Genomic DNA, 22160 nt, shown 5'->3' with positions numbered 1-22160 from the left:
ATTCATTAAAATTTAAAATTATAAGAAATCCCAGGTACTATTCCAAAAATAGACAGTCTTCTGGTTTCATTTGCTCCTGTATCCTCATTTGTTGCAAACGTCATAGAAGCGGCATTTTTTCTGTTGTAGATATTATAGATGCTAAATACCCAATAGCTCTGCCATCCTTTGTTTTTATCCGGTTTAGGCGTGTAAGTCGCCGCAAGATCAAGATGATGGTAAAGTGGGAGTCTGTTTTCATTTCTCAATGAAAAATTAGGTATGTTGATCCCTCCAAATTCATAATAGCCATTTGCATATGTTACCGGCTGACCTGACTGCAATGAAAAATTAGCATTAAATGACCATTTTGGATTGTATTCATAGCTTCCAACAATATTTAGGTTATGAAGCTTGTCATATCCTGATAAATACCAGTCACCATTTGCTACACCTGGTTCTTCTGGTGTTCGGCCTGGCGTTTTTTGTTCTGCTCTTGACAAGGTATAAGAAACCCACCCTGTAAAATCACCGGTATTTTTTCTAAATAATAGTTCCATACCGTATGATCTGGCTTTACCATTCAAAATAACCTGTTCTATATTGTTATTTGCCAAAATATCAGCCCCGTCTATATAATCAATGCGGTTTTGAATATTTTTATAAAATAGTTCTCCCTCAAAAGAATAATCTCCATCTTTAAAATTCTTAAAATACCCTGTTGCATACTGATCCAGAAGCTGTGGCTTTGTAAAAGGTCCGCTTGGTGTCCATATATTCATTGGCAATGGCGACTGTGTATTCGATAAAATATGAATGTATTGCGCCATCCTGTTATAACTTGCTTTTATGGAATTGTTGTCATTAAAAGCATATGATAATGCAGCACGCGGTTCAAGATTATTAAACTTACTGATCGTTTCTCCGCTTTTATAAGCTATACTCCCGGTTGGAATTCCTTCTTCATAAATATTATATAACGGATTATATACAACTGCCTTTCCATTTTCGTAAGTATTAATGTTCTCTCCTCCCAGACGGTAAAACATGCTATAACGAAGTCCGTAACGGAGATTTAATTTCTCTGTAATCTGATGTTCGAAATCAAGATAGGCAGAAGATTCTAAAGCATATTTTTTATCAAGCTGCTTGTAATTGAACTGTGAATCTGAACTGGTTGGCTGAACGGTTCCGGGATTAAAGTCATAATATTGACCGTCGATTCCATAATTAAGTTTAAGTTTTTCTGTTACAGAATGATTCCAAATATACTTAAAACCAAAGCTTTTTATAGTGTTATCCCACTCAAAATTTTCTGCCTGAATGCCAAGATTAAAATTATAATCACTGTAGAAAACAGCTAAATTTGTATTTAACTTGTCAGAAAATGCATGTTTCCAGTTTAATATTCCCATTGTATTTCCGTACGTACTGGCAAAGCGATCATTTATATCAAAAACATCGTTTCCTAAATATCCAGAAAAAGCAATGGTATTATTGGCATTTAAACGATAATTCAACTTTGCATTAATGTCATAAAACATAGCCGAATTATTATTATCTGCCAGTTTTAAAAATAAATGAGCATAGGAAGTCCGGCCTGCAATAAGAAACGAACCCTTGTCTTTCTGAAAAGGACCCTGAACTAACAAACGACTTGATATTAAACCTATACCCCCATTAACTTTGTAATTTTCAAAGTCTCCTGTCTGCTGGCTTACATCAAGAACAGAAGAAACCCTTCCTCCAAATTTAGAAGGAATACCGCCTTTATATAAATCCAGTGAGTTTACAACATCTGCATTAAAAACAGAGAAAAAACCAAACATATGAGAGTCTCCATAAACTGGAGCACCATCTAAAAGAATCAAATTCTGATCGGCCGCACCTCCTCGGACATTAAAACCCGAGGAAAGTTCTCCTGCATTAGTAACTCCGGGCAATGTCAATATAGATTTTAAAGGATCCGGTTCTCCCATAGCAGATGGAATCTTTTTGATCTCTTCCATAGTAAGTTTGTTTACACTCATCTGGGTGTTTTTTATATCGACCGCTTTGCTATTGGTTACAATGACCTGCTCTAATTGATGACTATCGGCATCCATACTAAAATCTATTCTTGTATCATCAGAAATAGTAATTTGCTTTTCTTGATTTTTAAAACCTATATAGCTAATTAAAACCGTATAAGTTCCTTGATCTAATTCAAATGAAAACATCCCATTTCTATCAGTTGTAGCACCCATTTCCAGTTCGTTAATAAAAACATTCGCACCAATAACAGGCTCTTTGTTATCATCAAGAATTTGACCTGTCAGCTTATTTTTTTTTTTAGCTTTTTTAGAATTCGAATTAGACATTTTTTGCTTTACAAAAATATTATTGCCTACAATCGAAAATTGAATCAAATTACTTTTATTAAGTTCATTGATTAATTCTTTTATTTCGATATTTTTATAAATGTTTCTTTGAGTAAAATATTTTTGGCTCGTATCAATTTGATCTGTAAAGGCAAATTTAAAATCGGACTGATTTTCTATCTGCCTGAAGAATTCTTTTAATGTTAGCATTTTATCTACAGTTACGTTTACGTTTTGAGAAAATATACACCAACTGAATAAAAAAAAGCATGCGTAAATTATATGCTTCATGATTTTTTGTATTTTTGAATATTATTAAATGGAATAGTTTTATACTATCCTGACAATGAGGAGGATGTTTAGTTTCGCGGCTAGTACATCCTTTTCTTTTCTATCGAAAAGTAATCTGTTTTAATTCTTCATTTATTTCAAATTTTAGGTTATACATTTCTGATATTAATTGAACGATCGTTTTTAAATCTTCTTTTTTATTTATTCTCACTGTAATTCGCTGATTATTGTATTCCTGTGGAATAGCCATCTTGTAACCATAGTTTGCTATAATATAATCGCTGACTACACTTAGTTTTTCATTATCAAAATCCGTAAACCTGTTGAATAGGGATACTTCAGCAATATTGTTTTCGTAAATAAATTTTTCACCCGGCTTCAGTATCCATTTTTTATTCTGGTCTTTTACATTCATCTGAACGCTTCCTTCGTAAAGTTCAACAGAAACTTCTTTTTTATTATATTCTTTAACTGTAAAAGAAGTACCTAACACAGTAGTTGTAGTTTGATTGCAAAAAACCTGAAACGGATGTTTTTTATCCTTTATAACTTTAAAATAGGCTTCCCCTTCCAGTATAATCTTTCTGTTATTTTCAAAATTATTAGAATAGGTAATCGTAGAATGTGAACTTAGGCGTACTCTTGAACTATCCGGCAGGTAAACAGTCTGCGTTTTCAAACTAGTATTTTCAATTACATTTGAAGCAAGGTAAAAATTATCCTGCAACGGGCTTCTGTTAAAATAAATACCGGTTCCTATTAGCATAAAAAGTAAAACTGACGCTGCAGCTACATAACGCCAAACTTTGAACTTTGGCTTTTTTACTGCGAAAGTTTTAGCTTGAAATTCTTCCCAACAAGCCTTTTTTTCAATATCTGAATGTGAAACAGGAATTTCGTCCCATATCTTTTTTAATTCTTCTTCTATTTTTTTTTCATCCATGTCTTTGGAGCGTTAAAGTTTCTGACAATAAAATCCCTGCTTATTAAAAACACTATATACCATTTCCTTAATCTCCCTGTTAGTTTCTATTCTTAAAATTCTTTGACGATTTTTAAAATCAAAATATATAATACAATCGGATATAATGAACTGTAAGAGAGCCACAATTAAGCTTGCGTCTTTTTTAGTTCTGACATTTGTTTTATACGCCTCAATATTCATTTATGTTCTGTTTATATATATAACAAACGAGAACAGAAAAGTTCCTAATGGTCTTCGACTTTTTTTCGAATAAATTTACTGGCAAGATAAATATGATTGGCTATCGTCTTTTCAGAAAGATCTGTCATAGCTGCAATCTCCTTATAGCTAAGGTTTTCCAGTTTATGTAGAGTAAATATTTTTTGTTGCTGCTCCGGAAGCTGGTTTATAAAATTATGTAATTTTTCGCTTCTTTCTTCAAAAATTCCTGAATCTGTATCTTCTTGCTCAGGCTGAAGCTGTATAGTATCAAGTTGGATTATTTTGTTCTCTCTGTTAACATGATTAATAATGATGTTTTTGCAAATCACAAATAATTGCTTATCAAATAAAACATCTTCATTCAGTAAGTCTCTTTTATTATACAACCTTAAAAAAGTCTCCTGAACAAAATCTTGTGGGGTAAGAACTGTAAAATTAAATCGTTTAGCAATGTTTATCAGCTTGTCATAGTAATTTAAATAAGCTTGTTTAAAAGAAACCTCATCGCCTTTTTTTAAACTTAAAATAAATTTTCTGTTGTCCATAACGTAAACATGATAATAAAACTTAACTCAATGTCCAAAATAATATTGTAATCTAATTAAGGACTTTCAGAGAAAATCAAAAGGCAGCTTTAAGTTAAAGTACAAAGAACATAAATTTATTCTAAAAAATTATGTTAAAATTAAATTTTCATACTAATTGAAATTAATAGCAAATAATTAAATACCTACGATTAAACTTAATTTAAAACAAATTTTAATTGTAAAAATCCTACAATATAAATAATTTTTAATAACTTAGTTCAAAATTTGAAGCTGATATTCAAAACCCAAAAACCAATTCAAACGTATATACAAATAACGATAATCTTTAAATAAGATGGATTCAATTCACTGGAAACGTTTTTGGAAAAACATTGAATCTTATCTTATTTTTGGTTATCGTTTTTTTTTAATTTTTCTCAAAATTATGCAACAAAAGAAGGTTTAGAATAAAATTGTAATAATAAAATTCCTACTGATACTAAATAATTAAAAATGATATTTATATTTACTTCTAAATTGGAATAAATTTGGATTTTTTAGACAAAGCGTACAGTTATAATTTTGAGGGTATTACTAATGAAGTTTACCAATTTCGGTTCATTAGTGTAGGAATACAGGAAATAACTAAAATTGTTTCCATTTCACCAATAAATAAAAATCTCAATTGGTACAGCGTTGGTTTTGGAAATTTGGAAAATCATGAAGACACAATAACTGTTAATGATCTGGCAGAAATTAACAACAATGATTATGATGAAGTTTTGGCTACAGTCTTTATGTGCATTCTTCATTTTTTTATCTCAAATCCTGATCATACAATTCTTTTTTTTGGAAACACACTTCATAAACACCGCTTATACAAACAAAAAATATCTTCGAATCTTATCATTTTAAAACAATATCTGGATATCTCTGGAGGCAAAACAGAAGAAGAAATTAAAGTTATTGAAAAAAAACAAACGATTAAAAGAAAAGGAAAAGCACACGAAAGAACAGTTCGTGAAAAAGACCTGACATCACTTAGCAATAGTATAGAAATAAGGAATATTGAAAAATATAATAAAACCAAAACTGCTGATTATCAATTTATTTTATTAAAGTTAAAAAAAGACTTCTGATTATTGAAATAATAAAAAAATACTATATTTGTAACGTTATGGGAGCAAAACAATTAAGAGATTTAGTAGAAAAGCAAATAGAAAAATCTACTAACTTTTGGGCAGGTCGTCCTAAAATGACTATCCAGGAGTTAGAAGCGGTAGAAAAATTTGCCATAGAAAAAAGTAAGCTTTTTGAAAAAGTATTTGATACCCCTGAAAAAATAAACAAAATAAACAAAATGCAGAATAGCGCATTATAATTGATATTTTAATTCGAAAAAACAAGAACCATCTAAGAAGTTAGGTGGTTTTTTTGTTGATTTAATTTTCTCACACCAAGAGTATTTACATTTCGTAAAAAACAATTTATTAAACTTATTATGGTAATTGTACAATGTAAGAACATAATGTTATAAAATCTTAGCAAATAGATAAATTAAATTTGAAATTGTTTAGACAATCAGTCTTATAAATCACTCATATTGTGAAAGTAAACAATCTAACAACCTTAAAAATTTAATTAAAATTTGCCGTATATGAAAAATTATCAAGACGAAAAACAACGCGATTTGTTACCAAACAAATCAGATGGAACTAATAAGTTTCTTACTACAGATCAGGGACTTCGTATCAATGATGACAACAATTCGCTTAAAGCAGGCGAAAGAGGTCCTTCTCTTCTCGAAGATTTTATATTGAGAGAAAAAATTACCCATTTTGATCACGAACGCATTCCGGAAAGAATTGTACATGCACGCGGTTCAGGAGCACATGGTTTTTTTGAAGTAACTAATCCGATACCCGAACTAACAAAAGCTGGTTTTCTTCAGGAAGCCGGATTAAAAACTCCGGTTTTTGCCAGATTTTCGACAGTAGCAGGCTTTAGAGGTTCTACAGATCTTGCCAGAGACGTGAGAGGATTTGCCGTTAAATTTTATACTCAGGAGGGAAATTATGATTTAGTTGGAAATAACATTCCGATATTTTTCATTCAGGATGCTTCAAAATTTCCGGATTTGATTCATGCAGTAAAACCCGAACCGCATAATGAAATACCTCAGGCTGCATCTGCTCACGATACCTTTTGGGATTTTATTTCGCTGATGCCTGAATCCATGCACATGATTATGTGGGCAATGTCTGATCGTGCTATCCCGAGGAGTTATCGAATGATGGAAGGTTTTGGTGTACACACTTTCCGATTAATCAATGAAGCCGGTGAATCTTCTTTTGTAAAATTCCATTGGAAACCTAAATTAGGAACTCATGCAGTAGTATGGGATGAAGCGCTAAAAATTTCGGGTAAAAATTCTGATTTTCATAGACAAGATTTATGGGAAGCCATTGAAGCTGGTAATTTCCCAGAGTGGGAATTAGGTATACAGATAATTCCACAGGAAGATGAACACAAATACGAATTCGATTTACTGGATCCAACAAAACTCGTTCCGGAAGAACTTGTTCCTGTAACCATAATTGGTAGAATGGTATTGAACAAAAATCCTGATAATTTCTTTGCAGAAACAGAACAGATTGCTTTTCATCCCGGACATGTTGTTCCAGGAATTGATTTTACGAATGATCCACTTTTACAGGGAAGATTATTTTCATACACAGATACGCAGCTTTCGAGATTAGGAAGTCCAAATTTTCATGAGATTCCAATTAACAGAAGCGTTGCTCCGGTTCATAACAACCAGCGCGACGGACATATGCGACAGGAAATTAATACAGGCCGTGTAAGTTATCATCCAAATTCACTTGGAGGCGGATGTCCTTTTCAGGCTAAAATCACTGAAGGCGGTTTTTCAAGTTTTAACGAACGGGTTGATGCTCATAAAGTCAGAGAAAGAAGTGAAAGTTTTGCTGACCATTTCGGACAGGCAAAATTGTTTTTCAATAGCCAGACTCCAACAGAAAAGAGCCATATTGTAAGAGCTCTGCGATTTGAATTGGGTAAAGTCGAAACAACTGCCATTAGAATGAGAATGCTTGGTCTTTTATCTCAGGTTGATAAAGAATTGGCAGAAAAAGTTGCCATAGGTCTTGGCGCTACTGTTCCAGCAGTCCTTGAGTGTCCTATAAATCATGGGGTTTCTCCTGAAAATGAAATGGGAGATCAGGAACCTAAAACCGTGAAATCGTCTGTTGAATCTTCTGATTCACTTTCAATGATCAAAAATCCAACAAACACCCCTACGATTGCATCCAGAAAAGTAGCTATTATTTGTAATGACGGCGTTTCTGAAACTGCTGTGATGAATATGAAAAAAATGCTTTTAAAAGAAGGTGCTAAAGGTTGTATCATTGCACCACATCTGGGAACAGTAACCACAGACACAGATGGTGCAATTCCGGTAGATTTTAGCTTTATTACCACTTCATCAGTATTATTTGATGCTCTTTATATTCCACATGGTGAAAATCTTAATGTATTGGCAGAAAATGATGATGTGATAGAATTCCTGACTGATGCTTATAAACACTGCAAAGTTATTGGTGCCGATGGTGAAGCAACAAGCGTACTGAATGCAATGCCATTTGCTTCAAAGATAAGCAATGATGATGCAGGAATTGTATTATCAAGTGATCCCGGAAGCGAAACATTTGCACAAGATTTTATGACCGCTATGGCTAATCACCGTATTTGGGAACGTGAAGAAAACTTATACAATTAAACATAAAAAACACAAACAATGAAAAATTCAGAAAAACCAACCCCAGCTAAAAACACTGCTGGAAAAGAAGATAAACTTATAGTAGCACCTGGAGCAAATGCAGCTTCAGAGCTTAAGGACTTTTTTATTGACAGTCTAAAAGATATTTACTGGGCAGAAAATGCCCTTGTAAGCGCTTTGCCAAAAATGGCTTCTAACGCTACATCAGCAGCTCTTTCGACTACTATTTCAGAACATCTTGCTATCACTAAAAATCAAGTTACACGACTTGAAAACGTATTCGAACTGCTTGGAGAAAAAGCAGAAGGAAAAAAATGCGAAGCCATGGCGGGATTACTTAAAGAGGGCGATAGCATACTTGAAGAAACACAGCCCGGTGCTGTAAGAGATGCAGGTATCATTGCTGCATCACAAAAAATTGAGCATTATGAAATTGCAACATATGGTACTTTATGTGCCTTTGCGAAAACACTTGGAGAAAATGACGCTGCTAAATTATTGATGCAAACACTGGCTGAAGAAAAAGAGGCAGATTGCCTTCTTAATAATATTGCGCTAAATGCTGTTAATATGGTAGCTGCTGAGTAATTTTTTTTCTGCTTACTTTATTTTAAAAACATCTGCCGTTTGTGCAGATGTTTTTTGTTAGTACTATTTCTCAATATATAAAAGAGTCTTTACATCTAATTAAATACATAATTTCTATTTTTTCGAAAGTTCAAACATGCAAATTATGTAATTTCTGAAATTTTATTTGTAAGAAATTATCATTATTTACTTTTATTTTTGTGCAAGTTGATATGTAACAATACGATTGGTAGAAAATTTCTATACAAAGTCTACTTCACAATTAAAAAAGTTTAAATATTAAATAAACGTAATAAAATTATAATAAGATGAAATTAACGAAAACAGTAACCGGAATTACATTTAGTGCATTTGATTTATTACATGCAGGTCATGTGCGAATGCTTGAAGAAGCAAAACAGCACTGCGATTATTTAATTGTAGGATTACAAACAGACCCTACAATTGACAGACCTGAAAAAAACAAACCTACACAATCTGTTGTTGAAAGATATATACAACTTAAAGGCTGCAAATTTGTCGATGAAATCATACCGTATACTACAGAGCAGGATCTTCAGGACATACTTCAGGCGTTTCCTATTGATGTGCGAATTCTTGGTGAAGAATATAAAGATAAAATTTTTACAGGTCGTGAATATTGTGAAAAAATGGAAATCAAACTGGTTTTCAATAAACGTAATCACCGTTTCTCCAGCAGTGGACTACGAAAAGAAGTGTATGAACGCGAAAGTCTGAAATTAGTATAAAATGATATATTGACAATCAGTAAAGCCAATAAATTATACCATATGCAAGTTGATGGCTAAATCCAGCCGTAATAGGAAACTAACCTGAGAGCTAAAATTGTAAATCTTTACCAATTCATCTATCAAATGCAGGAAAGGTTACTCTTACATAAAAAGGAAAAGCTACAGAAATAGATATCACTATTTCCTACCCTCTCTACCCTCTTCCTTTGGGAGTTCTATCTGAAAGCTTCTTAGTCCCTATTTTGTAAAAGCGGTAAAGGATAATGTTATGAATGTGAAACTTATTTGAAATCGAGTTGATTTTTAAATATTTGCCTGCTACTTATTTTTTATCGAAACAAAAACCTGTAATGACAAATCGTTTCAGGTTTTTTTTTAAAATTTAATTTCCAACTGAGCACATGAATTGTCACTAAAAAAAAGACACCAAAGTGGGAATTATACAACAAAAAAATAGAATTATGTAATTACCTAATTTATAAATTTTAAAAAAATAAAACGAAAAATCATAAATTACTATTTCTAATCACTTATATCAATACTCTTAGTCAATTTTTATTATACACATTTGTTTTCGATTTAAGCCAATAATCAATTATTGTCTTTATAATTTGTTTGAATTCAGCATATTCAAAGGGCTTAACGAAGTAACTTTGTGTAGGCATCGAATACGGATCAATTACATACGTCTGATTAAAAGATGTTGTAAAAAAAAGATAGGGGCAATTAAATAAATAACCTACATTATCAAGGTTTGTTTCGACAACCTTATCATTCATGACATTCAACAGGACAATATCAGAGAAGATAAGTAATGGTTTGATTTTATGTCTAAGTAAATGATTATAGGCTGTTTCCGGGTTGTTAAAATAGATTACCTGATTTGGATAATTCAACTCAGAAAAAACCTCTATAAACAACTTACGATCACCCTGTTTATTTTCAATAATTACTATGGGTCCTTTTTTGTACATAAGTCATAAATTTAAAAATTATAAATTTTATCGATAATCAAATTACTAATTGGTCTTCCCAAATAATAAAATCACATACAAATATTTCTAAAATACCGGAAAAAAAACTTACAAAATATTATTTTCCCTTTATATAATTTTCATTTGATGCTTTAAAAATCATTTAATAATTTAAAAGTTTGAAGAGAATTTTTATAAAAATAAACATTCATAATTCGTATTTTTTACTTTTATATCAATTTCAAAAAATTAACCGCTATGAAAAAATTAACCAAAGAAGATATATCTCAGGAAGTGTTTGATTTATATGATGATTATGCCCATAATAAAATTGAGAGAAGACAATTTATCGAAAAACTTTCCATTTTTGCTGTAGGAACTGTAACGCTACCTTCTCTTTTAAGCTTTATGACACCTAATTACACAGATAGTATTTTAATTCCGTCTGCAGACCCAAGATTAGAAACGCAATATATCACTTATGAATCCCCAAAAGGAGGAGGCACTATTAGAGGACAATTGTCAAAGCCTGCAGAAACCAAAAAAAAGTTACCCGGAATCATTGTTGTACATGAAAATCGCGGGCTAAATCCTTATATTAAAGATGTTGGCAGAAGAGCTGCTGTCGAAGGTTTTATTACTTTAGCTCCCGATGCTTTATCTCCATTAGGCGGATATCCGGGAAATGATGATGACGGACGTGAACTTCAAAAAAAGAGAACCCGTGAAGAAATGCTGGAAGATTTTATTGCAGCTTATGAATATCTAAAATCATACAAAGATTGTAATGGTCATGTTGGTGTTGTTGGATTTTGTTTTGGAGGCTGGATTTCTAATATGATGGCAGTAAAAATACCATCTTTATCAGCGGCTGTTCCTTATTATGGCGGGCAGCCAACTAAAGAAGAAGCCGAAAAAATAAAAACTTCACTACTTCTGCATTATGCAGGTTTGGATACTCGAGTTAATGAAGGATGGCCGGCTTTTGAAGAAATACTTAAAAAAAATAAAGTTGAAAACACAGCTTATTTCTATCCGGGAGTTAACCACGGTTTTCATAACAATACAACACCAAGATATGATGAAACCGCTGCAACCTTATCGTGGAAAAGAACCATTAAATTTTTTAATGATAAACTAAAGTAAAATATAAAAAAGTTATAAATATATTCTATCTCAAAGTTATACTTCAATTAATAAAAGTTCAATTTTTATAACCATTTTCAAAAAAAGAGTTAATTTAGTACAACAGCTTTGTCAAAGTTTTAGAACTTGTCAAAGCTGTTGTTTTCTGATATAAAAGTGAGTCAGATAGAAATTATTATACTCTAATAACCGAAGACAAAACCCAAAAAATAATTAATAATACAACAAAGAATGAGATTAGAAGATTTTGATAATGATGAGGACAAAGTAATTCAGGATCGTTTAAAACAAAAAACGTGGAATGAAATCAGGACCAATGACAGTTGGGCGATTTTTAAAATCATGGCCGAGTTTGTAAACGGATATGAAAGCATGGGACGTATTGGTCCTTGTGTATCTATTTTTGGATCAGCGAGGACAAAGCCAGATGACAAATATTATGTGCTGGCCGAAAAAATTGCCTATAAAATTAGTAAAGCAGGTTACGGTGTGATTACAGGCGGTGGTCCAGGAATTATGGAAGCGGGAAATAAAGGGGCGCATTTAGGCGGTGGAATTTCTGTTGGATTAAATATAGAACTGCCTTTTGAACAGCATTTTAACCCTTATATTGATCACGATAAAAATCTAAATTTTGATTACTTTTTTGTTCGAAAAGTAATGTTTGTAAAATATTCACAAGGTTTTGTAGTAATGCCTGGAGGATTTGGAACTTTAGACGAAATGTTTGAAGCCATTACCTTGATTCAAACAAAAAAAATTGGAAAATTTCCCATTATATTAGTTGGAGTTGAGTTTTGGTCAGGATTGATCGAATGGGTAAAAACGGTTTTAGTTGAAAAAATGCAAACTGTAAGCCCTGACGATTTAAATTTATTCAAGATTGTAGACACTGAAGATGAAGTAGTTGCTGTATTAGATAAATTCTACAAGAAATACGACCTAAGTCCTAATTTCTAATTTTTTTACCATTTAAGTAATATAAAAAATATAAGTTGCTGCTTTTCAATGAAAAACTTAAATGAACGTATAATAAGGTGAAATTTTCATCACTTTTTTAAAAAATGAAAGCTGTTTTTTAAACAGCTTTTTTTATACTATTTTTACAATAAAACCAAAACAGCAATAAGCCCGTAACTTAAGTTATATACCTAAATTTTAAGCCATAATTGAAATCAATTTCTAAAATTATTTTTTTTATTTTTGTTTTAATGTCCTCATTAAAACAATACGCTCAACATCAGTCTAAGATGGAAGTGGCGGTGAATCTTGAACTTAAGACACTGAATATAAAACAGGATATTGCATATTACAATACTTCAAATGATTCTTTGAGTGCTATTGTTTTGAATGACTGGAACAATGCTTTTTCTAATAAAAATACGCCACTTGCATTGCGCTTTTCAGATGAGTTTTATAAAGGTTTTCATTTGGCTAAGCCCGAAGAACGTGGAAGCACGACCATACTTGAATTGACAGATACTCAATACATGGCTCTGGAATGGGAAAGAACCGATGAAAACCCTGATTATATTGTAATTAAACTGCCAAAAAAACTACCCCCAAATGAAAAGTTTGATTTACATCTTACTTACATTGTTAAAATTCCAAGTGACAAATTCACACGTTACGGATACACGCAAAACGGAGGAATGAACCTTAAAAACTGGTTTTTATCTCCTGCCCGCTTTGAAGATAATCATTTTATAAAATACCATAACTTCAATTTAGATGATATTGCAAACGCTGTAACTGATTATGAATTAGAAATTAAAATCCCTAATCAATATACCGTTACCACAGATCTGAATTCAATTTCAAAAAATTCATCCAATACTTCATTCAGTATTTATCTTTTTTCTGGAGCAAACAGAACTGATGTCAATTTATTTATCGACAAACAAAACACTTTCAACAGTTATAATAACGGTGAAGTCGAAGTTCTTTCAAATTTAAAAAATAAAAAACTTGATGAAATCCAAAAAGCGATAGTCATTAATAAAGTAGTCTCTTTTACCAATGATTTTATTGGAAAATATCCACATGAAAAAATCACGGTTTCCCAGGCAGATTATGATCGGAATCCCTTTTACGGACTTAATCAGCTGCCGTCTTTTATAAGTCCTTTTTCAGATGAGTTTATGTTTGAAATCACTTTTTTAAAAACATATTTAAATAATTATCTCCAACATAGCCTGCGCTTAGATCCCCGAAAAGATAGTTGGGTTTATGATGGAATCCAGATTTACGCCATGATGAAATACATGGAAGAAAACCACTTAGATGAGAAAATGCTGGGTAGGCTTTCAAAAATGAAACTCTTTAAAAGTTATAATATTACCAATCTGACTTTTAATGAGCAATACAGTTATTACTATATGCTGATGGCACGAAAAAATCTGGATCAGCCTTTGGGTAACCCAAAAAATACACTCATAAAATTTAACGAACAGATTGCGGGTAAATATCGGGCAGGTTTAAGTTTGAGTTATTTAGATGATTATTTAGATTATAATGTTGTGCCCGAAAGTATTCAGGAATTTTATGGGCTCAATAAAATGCAGCAAACCAACAGATATGATTTTGAAAAAATACTAACTGAAAAAAGTTCAAAAAAAATTGATTGGTTTTTTGAAACCATTATTGATTCGAGAGAAATTATCGATTATAAGTTTTCAGATGTTTCAAGAACAAAAGACAGTATTCAGTTTTCAATACGAAATAAGACAAAAACCTATGTCCCGGTTCCGGTTTACGGACTCAAAAAAAACAAAGTCGTTTTTAAACAATGGATTGAACCCAAGAACAATGATTCCATTTATATTTTTGAAAGAAAAAATGCTGATAAAATTGTTTTAAATTATGACAATGAAGTTCCTGAATACAATCAGCGAAACAATTGGAAATCATTAAAAAGTCTGGCAATAACAAATCGTCCCATAAAATTTAATTTTATGAAAGATTTAGAAGATCCATATTATAATCAGATATTATATGTACCAACACTGGGTTATAATTTATATGATGGTTTTATCCCCGGAGTACGTTTTCATAACAAAACCATATTAGACAAGCCTTTTACATTTGATGTTAATCCTGCTTATTCGATTAATACAGGAACAATATCAGGTTCATCTGCCTTTTCATGGAATGAATATTATCGTAATAGCACGCTTTATAATGTGAGATACTCTATTAGTCAAAACTATTTTCACTATGCTCCTGATGCTGCTTATTTTAGATTAAATCCTATGGTACAGCTTCGAATACGAGAGCAAAATTTCAGAGATAATAGAAAACAGCTTATTATGGCTCGTCAGGTAATTGTAAATCGTGAAGCAAGTGATTATATAACTGATAATTCAGAGCCTAATTATTCTGTTTTTAATGCACGCTACATTAATACAAAAACAGAATTAATTAATCATTTTAGTTTTATGACAGATCTACAGTTTGCGGGTAACTTCGGAAAACTGGCCGGAGAAATTGAATACAGAAGACTATTTGAAAACAATCGTAAATTGAATTTAAGATTATATGCGGGAAGTTTTTTATACAACACATCAAATTCAGATTATTTTAGCTTTGGATTAGATCGCCCAACAGATTATTTATTTGATTACAATTTTTATGGAAGATCAGAAAGTACTGGTTTTTTTAGTCAGCAATATATCATTGCCGAAGGTGGATTTAAGTCTATGATCAAACCCAGATACGCAAATCTCTGGATGACCACTTTAAATGCAAGTTATTCTATTTGGAACTGGATTGAAGCATATGGCGATCTGGGTTTCATGAAAAACAAACATCAAAAAGAACAGTTTGTGTATGACAGCGGTATCCGATTGAATCTTGTACCGGACTATTTTGAAGTTTATTTTCCGGTTTATTCAAATAACGGCTGGGAAATTTCTCAAAATAAATATGATGAAAAAATACGATTTGTTATCACATTATCCCCAAAAACATTAATTAATCTTTTTACCCGAAAATGGTTTTAATCAATCGAATTTTAAACAAAAAAATGAATTATTATCATTTTTAATTTGTTTACACCAAATAATAATCAAAAAAAATACGTAGTTTTTAGGATTTAAATACATATAATTAAATTATATTTATTTTAAGGAATTATGATTATTGATAGATTTTGAGTAATTTCGCAGTCTAAACATGGCCATTCCAGATTATGATTAAAGAAAAAAACAATACAACTCTGACCTTTGAAGATTTTAAAACTGAAGTATTAAATGACTACAAAATTGCAGTTACCAGTCGGGAATGCAGTCTTTTAGGGCGCAAAGAAGTATTGACCGGAAAAGCCAAATTTGGAATTTTTGGAGATGGTAAAGAGGTACCGCAGCTTGCCATGGCAAAAGCATTTAAAAACGGAGATTTCCGTTCAGGATACTACCGCGACCAGACTTTTATGATGGCAATTGGTCAATTTACTCCAAAAGAGTTTTTTGCAGGATTATATGGTCATACCGATTTGAATTTTGACCCAATGTCAGCCGGAAGACAGATGGGCGGACACTTTGTTACCCACAGTTTAAATGAAGACGGTTCCTGGAAAGACCTAACAAAACAAAAAAACTCAAGCGCAGACATATCCCCCACAGCCGCACAAATGCCAAGATTATTGGGATTGGCTCAGGCATCCAAAATTTACAGAAATGTTGACGGAATAAAAATTAAAGACAAATTCTCTGTAAACGGAAATGAAATTGCCTGGGGAACTATTGGAAATGCAAGTACTTCTGAAGGTTTGTTTTTTGAAACCATAAATGCTGCCGGAGTTTTACAAGTTCCTATGGTAGTAAGTATTTGGGATGATGAATACGGAATTTCTGTACATGCCAAACATCAGACAACTAAAGAAAATATATCCGAAATACTAAAAGGATACCAACGTGATGAAGACTCAAACGGATATGAAATTTTTAGGGTAAAAGGCTGGGACTACGCCGAGTTAGTTTCTACTTATGAAAGAGCCGCAGCTATTGCGCGCGAGCAGCATATTCCGGTTTTAATTCACGTAAATGAGTTAACTCAACCGCAAGGACACTCCACTTCCGGATCACATGAACGCTATAAAAATGGCGAAAGACTGGACTGGGAAAAAAATTACGACTGTATTCGTCAGATGCGTCTATGGATGATTGCCATTAATATTGCATCTCCTGAAGAATTGGTAGAGATGGAATCGCAAATAAAAAAAGAAGTTCTGGAAGCTAAAAAAGAAGCGTGGAACCAATTCATCAATCCAATTATTGAAGATCAAAAAAATCTTTTAGTTTTATTAGAGCAAATTTCTGATGCCAGTATCAATCATAAAGATAAGATTCAAAAATACATATCAGAATTAAAAGTCATTAAAGATCCTCTAAAAAAGGAAATGTTAATGATCACCAGAAGAATATTGCGCTTTGTAGAGGTCCCTAATAATAAAATTTTAGTATCCAATTGGATAAAAAACTACATTGCTTTAACGCAGCCAAGATTTAGTAGTCATTTGCATTCTGAATCACAATCAAATGTTTTTTCTGTGCAAAAAGTATTGCCTGAATATGCAGAGAATGCAAAACCAGACTTAGATGGCCGAATGATACTTCGTGACAACTTTGACGCTTTATTTACAAAATATCCGGAAACCTTAATTTTTGGCGAAGATGTTGGAAATATTGGTGATGTAAACCAAGGCTTAGAGGGAATGCAGGAAAAATACGGAGAACTTCGTGTTGCCGATGTCGGTATTCGTGAAGCTACAATTATTGGTCAGGGAATCGGAATGGCTTTACGAGGTCTACGTCCTATTGCCGAGATTCAGTATTTAGATTATTTATTATATGCGATTCAAATCATGAGTGATGATTTGGCAACATTGCAATACAGAACAGTTGGAAAACAAAAGGCACCCTTAATCATCAGAACCCGAGGACACCGTTTAGAGGGTATCTGGCACTCCGGTTCCCCAATGGGAATGATCATTAATGCTGTTCGTGGTATTCATGTTCTGGTTCCAAGAAATATGACTCAGGCAGCAGGTTTTTATAACGCATTGCTCGAGTGCGATGAGCCTGCTTTAGTAATCGAATGTCTGAATGGCTATCGTTTAAAAGAAAAAACACCTTTGAATTTTGGTGAATTCAAAACACCAATTGGTGTAGTTGAAACCTTAAAAGAAGGTACAGATATCACACTCGTTTCATACGGATCAACATTAAGGTTGGTAGAACAAGCCGCTAAAGAATTATTAGATTTAGGAATTGATTGCGAAGTTATTGACATCCAGTCATTGCTCCCTTTTGATATCAATAAGGATATTGTAAAAAGCATAGCCAAAACAAATCGTTTATTAGTAATAGACGAAGATGTTCCAGGTGGAGCCTCTGCTTATATTTTACAGCAAATTCTGGAAGAACAGGATGCCTACAATTATTTGGACAGCAAACCTCAAACCCTGGCAGCAAAAGCACACAGACCTGCTTACGGAACTGATGGTGACTATTTCTCGAAACCTTCTGCTGAAGATATTTTCGAAAAAGTTTACGATATGATGCATGAAGTGAACCCAACTAAGTTCCCAAGTCTATACTAAGAGTTTAATTCGGTTTTAATATAAAAGCTCCAAATTAATTTACTTGGAGCTTTCTTTTTATAGAATTTAAATACAATTTTTAGAAGCTATTTCCTGTTTCCTGCTATTCACTTGTATCTTTTTATCCGCAAAAAAGCGAATAAAAAGGATACCGCTTCTATCAGGGCTATCGCATTAATTTTTTATCAGAAATTTTAAGTTTATTTTAGAATTCCAATTTTTTAAAAAATGAAAACCTTGGATCTTTATGCATCATAAAAAATCTCCTTGCCATCCTTACTTACAAATACAACTCTTCCTGACAAATCAGATTCTTCCTGTTTTTTAGTTATTTTTTTTACATCGACTGATCTGGATAAAAAACCTACATGCCAGCCTCTCTCATCACCACTTATACAAAAAGCTTTTTCATATAACGTATTATAACGTGTCTTTAATACTTTATCAATATTAATTTCATCTTCATAACGTTCCAACTTCAAATTGGATTTGTTTGGATTTGATAAAGTGTAGCTATTTTCTTTAACAAATATTTCTGCTATCAAAATAGCTTCAAGTTGTGGTATATTCCCTCATAATTTTTTGACTGTATTGAAAGCTTGAAAACAAAAAAAAGTAAAAAAAACACCTATCAAAAATATTAACTTTTTTGTTTTCATTATTTGGAGTTTTATAAATCTTTTTTTAATGCCAAAATAGCCCTCGCCTTTTCTAAATCTTCAGCTGTATCAATTCCAATTCCAACATGAGTAGTTTCAACCATTTTAATGCGTTTTCCGAATTCTAAATAACGTAATTGCTCAAGTTTTTCAGAAGCTTCCAATGACTTCATTGGTAAACTGTAAAAATCTAATAAAGCCTGTTTTCTAAAAGCATAAATTCCGATATGCTGAAAATAACGTACACCAACATCCTTATCTCTAGGATATGGAATTACAGAACGAGAAAAATACAACGCAAACTGTGACTGGTCAACAACAACTTTTACATTATTCGGATTACTGATATCGTCTTCATCTGAAATTTCACGCATTAGTGAAGCTAAATCAATTTTATGATCTTCATCGTTTTTAAATACTGATAACATTTGTTCCAAAGGCCCGGCTTCTGTAAAAGGTTCATCACCCTGCACATTTACCACAATATCTACATCTAAACTATATATTGCCTCTGCGATACGGTCACTTCCTGATTCGTGTTCTTTGACGCTCATAATAGCTTTTCCGCCGTTCGAAATAATTTCATTATAGATCAAATCAGAGTCGGTTACGACAAACACATCATCAAACAATTTTGTAGCAACAGATGCTTCATAAGTTCTTAGAATTACAGTTTTACCTCCCAGATCCTGCATCAATTTTGCAGGAAAACGTGTGGATGCATATCGTGCCGGAATTACAGCTATTATTTTCATTTTAAATCTATTTTTTATCTTTTATTATTTGTGAGTCTCTGTGAGAAAGTTATAACACAAAGTTACACTAAGCTTTCACAGAGATTCACAAAGGTTTTTTTTATATAATTTTTACCGAAGTCATACTCAATGAACCCGCCAACAATTTGTCATTAAACAAACTCAATTCTTCCGACTCTTCTTTTAAACCTAAAGTATAAAGCAAAGGTAAATAATGATCCGGAGTTGGAATAGCCAATTGAATGGCTTTATTCATTTTCTCAAAATCCATCAAAGGCTGGAAGTTTCCATCCAGTAAATAATTATTGATCGTTTCACGAGCTTCAATTGCCCAGTCAAAACCGTAATTATCTTTATCAAAATTTCTGAAATCAACCAAACGCAAATTGTGAACGATATTTCCGCTTCCTATAATCAAAACTCCTTTGTGGCGCAATGATTGCAGTTTCTGTGCCAGTTCAAAATGATATTGACCTGACTTGGTATAATCAATACTTAGCTGAATTACCGGAACGTCTGCATTTGGGTATAAATGTTTGATTACGCTCCAGGCGCCATGATCTAACCCCCAATGCTCGTCTAAATCGACATTTACAGGTTCTAATATTTTCTTAGTTTCCAGAGCCAGTTCGGGACTTCCTTTTGCAGGATATTGCACATCAAAAAGTGCCTGCGGAAAACCGCCAAAATCATGAATGGTTCTAGGCATTTGCATCGAAGTTACCTTGGTCCCGTTCGTAAACCAATGCGCCGAAATACACAAAATCGCATTCGGCTGTGGCAATGTTTTAGCCAGATTTCGAAAACCCGCCACAAACTGATTTTCTTCAATCGCATTCATCGGACTTCCATGTCCTAAAAACAAAACCGGCATTTTATCTGTATTCGAGAACGCAGACGAAATCAAATGTAAGTCGTTTAGTGTTGTCATTGTTGCGTTAATATGAAACACGAATTTCACAGATTATCATTAATTCAAATCTTAAAAATAATTCGTGTAAATCGAAATTAGTATTTTACTCTACAAAACTTTCATCTTTAAATCCTATCAAATATAACTTATTTTTTGCACGGGTCATTGCTGTATACAACCAGCGAATATAATCACGATCAATTCCGTTTGGCAAATACGGCTGCTCAATAAAAACGGTATTCCACTGCCCTCCCTGTGATTTATGGCAGGTTATAGCGTATGAGAATTTGACCTGCAGCCCATTAAAATATTCGTTATTTTTTACCTTTTGAAATTTCTTGTATTTCGTAGTTTCGTCTTCATAATCTTTCATCACTTCTTCATACAAACGATTTGATTCTTCGTAGGTTAATGATGGCGATTCACTTTTAATGGTATCCAAAAGCAAAACCGTTTCAAAAGGTTTCTGATCTGGATAATCGACCATTCTGATTTTTACTTTCGCAAAAGTAAATCCGTACAATTCTTTAATTCCGAACATTTCGAGAACTTCTATAATATCTCCGTTGGCAATAAATCCGGCTTCATCGGTTTCTTTTAGCCAGAAATAATTATTCTTTACCACCATCAAAAAATCTCCTACAGAAAGTTCGCTTTCCTTAAACAAAATTCGGGTTCTAATTTGTTCATTGTACTGATTGGCTCTTTTATTCGAACGTACAATAAAAGCCGTGTCTTCAATACTGTAATTGCTGTACGCAGTATTTATGGCATCCTGAATATCATAACCATCCGTCAAACGAACAATGTCTTTAAACTTTTTTACATTAAATTTAAATTCGGTAATAAAACTATCTTTCAGCAATTCCCTCAATTCGGTAGCATTATACAAAATCCCCGAACTTTCCTCCTGACGCATTACTTCGTCCAATTCTATATGTTCAATTTCTTTATCGTAATGTGCACCCAAAGTATGTGTATCAAGCGCAGGACTAATATCTAAATTCACGGGAGGCAGCTGGGCCGTATCTCCCAATAGAATCATTTTGCAATTGGTTCCCGAATACACATACTGAATCAAATCATCCAGAAGCGATCCATTATCATACACTTTCGAATCGGAATTGCTGTCTGAAATCATCGAAGCCTCATCGACGATAAAAATCGTATTTTTATGTTTGTTGACCTGTTTGGTAAAAGCCACACCACCTCCCGAAGTCTTTTTTGGAAAATATATTTTTTTATGAATTGTAAAAGCCGGTGTATTCGAGTAATTGGCAATTACTTTTGCTGCACGGCCTGTTGGTGCGAGCAAAACAAATTTCTTGTTAATTTCTCCCAGATTATTTACAATAGTCGAAATCACGGTTGTTTTTCCTGTTCCTGCATAGCCCTTCAGTACAAAAATCGTATCGTTAGCAGATTCGGTCAAAAAAATAGCGATTTTTTGAAAAAAAATATCCTGCTTATAAGTTGGTGCAAAAGGAAATTTTCTTTGTAAAATGCCGTAAAACAATGCTGAATTCATAGAGTAAAGTTGAATTACAAAGTACGCACTTTTAAACGGCAATGGCAATGACAAAAATCGATGCCAATATCAATAATCAATTTCAATATTAATCTAAAAGTC

At 32.7% G+C, this 22160-nt stretch carries 17 protein-coding genes; 9 read left to right on the top strand and 8 right to left on the bottom strand.

Going from position 1 to position 22160, the window contains the following annotated elements; genetic code table 11:
- Window positions 1-5: 5 nt before the first annotated feature.
- From ACEN2I_RS09140 to ACEN2I_RS09130, 3 genes are all read right to left on the bottom strand, one after another.
- On the bottom strand, window positions 6-2630 hold the full coding sequence (locus ACEN2I_RS09140; RefSeq protein WP_441765792.1) for a TonB-dependent receptor: 2625 nt from the start codon (window positions 2628-2630) through the stop codon (window positions 6-8).
- A gap of 100 nt (window positions 2631-2730) precedes the next feature.
- Window positions 2731-3573: a FecR family protein gene (locus tag ACEN2I_RS09135; protein ID WP_441765791.1), complete on the bottom strand. Its 843-nt coding sequence runs from the start codon at window positions 3571-3573 to the stop codon at window positions 2731-2733.
- Between the two features lie 266 nt (window positions 3574-3839).
- Window positions 3840-4361, bottom strand: a complete 522-nt coding sequence (locus ACEN2I_RS09130; RefSeq protein ID WP_441765790.1) for an RNA polymerase sigma factor — start codon at window positions 4359-4361, stop codon at window positions 3840-3842.
- Between the two features lie 530 nt (window positions 4362-4891).
- On the opposite strand from ACEN2I_RS09130, the gene ACEN2I_RS09125 reads away from it, so the two are divergent.
- From ACEN2I_RS09125 to ACEN2I_RS09105, 5 genes are all read left to right on the top strand, one after another.
- Window positions 4892-5482, top strand: a complete 591-nt coding sequence (locus tag ACEN2I_RS09125; protein ID WP_441765789.1) for a DUF6934 family protein — start codon at window positions 4892-4894, stop codon at window positions 5480-5482.
- A gap of 38 nt (window positions 5483-5520) precedes the next feature.
- Complete coding sequence (locus tag ACEN2I_RS09120) at window positions 5521-5724, top strand: hypothetical protein (protein ID WP_441765788.1); 204 nt, start codon at window positions 5521-5523, stop codon at window positions 5722-5724.
- A gap of 276 nt (window positions 5725-6000) precedes the next feature.
- Window positions 6001-8142 (top strand): catalase, encoded by a 2142-nt coding sequence (locus ACEN2I_RS09115; RefSeq protein WP_441765787.1) that lies wholly within the window; start codon window positions 6001-6003, stop codon window positions 8140-8142.
- A gap of 18 nt (window positions 8143-8160) precedes the next feature.
- The gene (locus ACEN2I_RS09110; RefSeq protein WP_441765786.1) at window positions 8161-8730 is read left to right on the top strand and encodes a ferritin-like domain-containing protein; all 570 of its coding nucleotides are present in this window, start codon (window positions 8161-8163) and stop codon (window positions 8728-8730) included.
- A gap of 308 nt (window positions 8731-9038) precedes the next feature.
- Window positions 9039-9479, top strand: a complete 441-nt coding sequence (locus ACEN2I_RS09105; RefSeq protein WP_441765785.1) for an adenylyltransferase/cytidyltransferase family protein — start codon at window positions 9039-9041, stop codon at window positions 9477-9479.
- Between the two features lie 551 nt (window positions 9480-10030).
- On the opposite strand, the gene ACEN2I_RS09100 is transcribed toward ACEN2I_RS09105, so the two are convergent.
- Window positions 10031-10456, bottom strand: a complete 426-nt coding sequence (locus tag ACEN2I_RS09100; RefSeq protein WP_441765784.1) for a response regulator — start codon at window positions 10454-10456, stop codon at window positions 10031-10033.
- A gap of 258 nt (window positions 10457-10714) precedes the next feature.
- Here ACEN2I_RS09100 and ACEN2I_RS09095 point away from each other — a divergent pair, with 258 nt between their 5' ends.
- The 4 genes from ACEN2I_RS09095 to ACEN2I_RS09080 all read left to right on the top strand — a co-directional run bounded on the left by ACEN2I_RS09095 (window position 10715) and on the right by ACEN2I_RS09080 (window position 18203).
- Window positions 10715-11602 (top strand): dienelactone hydrolase family protein, encoded by an 888-nt coding sequence (locus ACEN2I_RS09095; protein ID WP_441765783.1) that lies wholly within the window; start codon window positions 10715-10717, stop codon window positions 11600-11602.
- 231 nt (window positions 11603-11833) lie between these two features.
- Complete coding sequence (locus tag ACEN2I_RS09090) at window positions 11834-12562, top strand: TIGR00730 family Rossman fold protein (RefSeq protein ID WP_441765782.1); 729 nt, start codon at window positions 11834-11836, stop codon at window positions 12560-12562.
- 290 nt (window positions 12563-12852) lie between these two features.
- Window positions 12853-15603, top strand: coding sequence for an aminopeptidase (locus ACEN2I_RS09085; RefSeq protein ID WP_441765814.1), 2751 nt, complete (start codon window positions 12853-12855; stop codon window positions 15601-15603).
- A gap of 188 nt (window positions 15604-15791) precedes the next feature.
- Window positions 15792-18203 carry an alpha-ketoacid dehydrogenase subunit alpha/beta gene (locus tag ACEN2I_RS09080; protein WP_441765781.1) on the top strand — a complete coding sequence of 804 codons (2412 nt, stop codon included), beginning with the start codon at window positions 15792-15794 and terminating at the stop codon, window positions 18201-18203.
- A 245-nt stretch (window positions 18204-18448) separates the two neighbouring features.
- Here the strand turns inward: ACEN2I_RS09080 and ACEN2I_RS09075 are convergent, their stop codons facing one another.
- The 4 genes from ACEN2I_RS09075 to ACEN2I_RS09060 all read right to left on the bottom strand — a co-directional run bounded on the left by ACEN2I_RS09075 (window position 18449) and on the right by ACEN2I_RS09060 (window position 22058).
- The gene (locus tag ACEN2I_RS09075; RefSeq protein ID WP_441765780.1) at window positions 18449-18748 is read right to left on the bottom strand and encodes a hypothetical protein; all 300 of its coding nucleotides are present in this window, start codon (window positions 18746-18748) and stop codon (window positions 18449-18451) included.
- Between the two features lie 125 nt (window positions 18749-18873).
- Window positions 18874-19617, bottom strand: coding sequence for a 3-deoxy-manno-octulosonate cytidylyltransferase (gene kdsB, locus ACEN2I_RS09070; protein ID WP_441765779.1), 744 nt, complete (start codon window positions 19615-19617; stop codon window positions 18874-18876).
- 100 nt (window positions 19618-19717) lie between these two features.
- On the bottom strand, window positions 19718-20548 hold the full coding sequence (gene ygiD, locus ACEN2I_RS09065) for a 4,5-DOPA dioxygenase extradiol (protein WP_441765778.1): 831 nt from the start codon (window positions 20546-20548) through the stop codon (window positions 19718-19720).
- A gap of 85 nt (window positions 20549-20633) precedes the next feature.
- Window positions 20634-22058 carry an ATP-dependent DNA helicase gene (locus ACEN2I_RS09060; protein WP_441765777.1) on the bottom strand — a complete coding sequence of 475 codons (1425 nt, stop codon included), beginning with the start codon at window positions 22056-22058 and terminating at the stop codon, window positions 20634-20636.
- Between the last annotated feature and the right edge of the window lie 102 nt (window positions 22059-22160).

Origin of the sequence: Flavobacterium sp. W22_SRS_FK3, from assembly GCF_052113665.1 — a bacterium.
Taxonomy (GTDB): domain Bacteria; phylum Bacteroidota; class Bacteroidia; order Flavobacteriales; family Flavobacteriaceae; genus Flavobacterium.
This window is presented reverse-complemented; position numbering and strand designations above follow the sequence as displayed.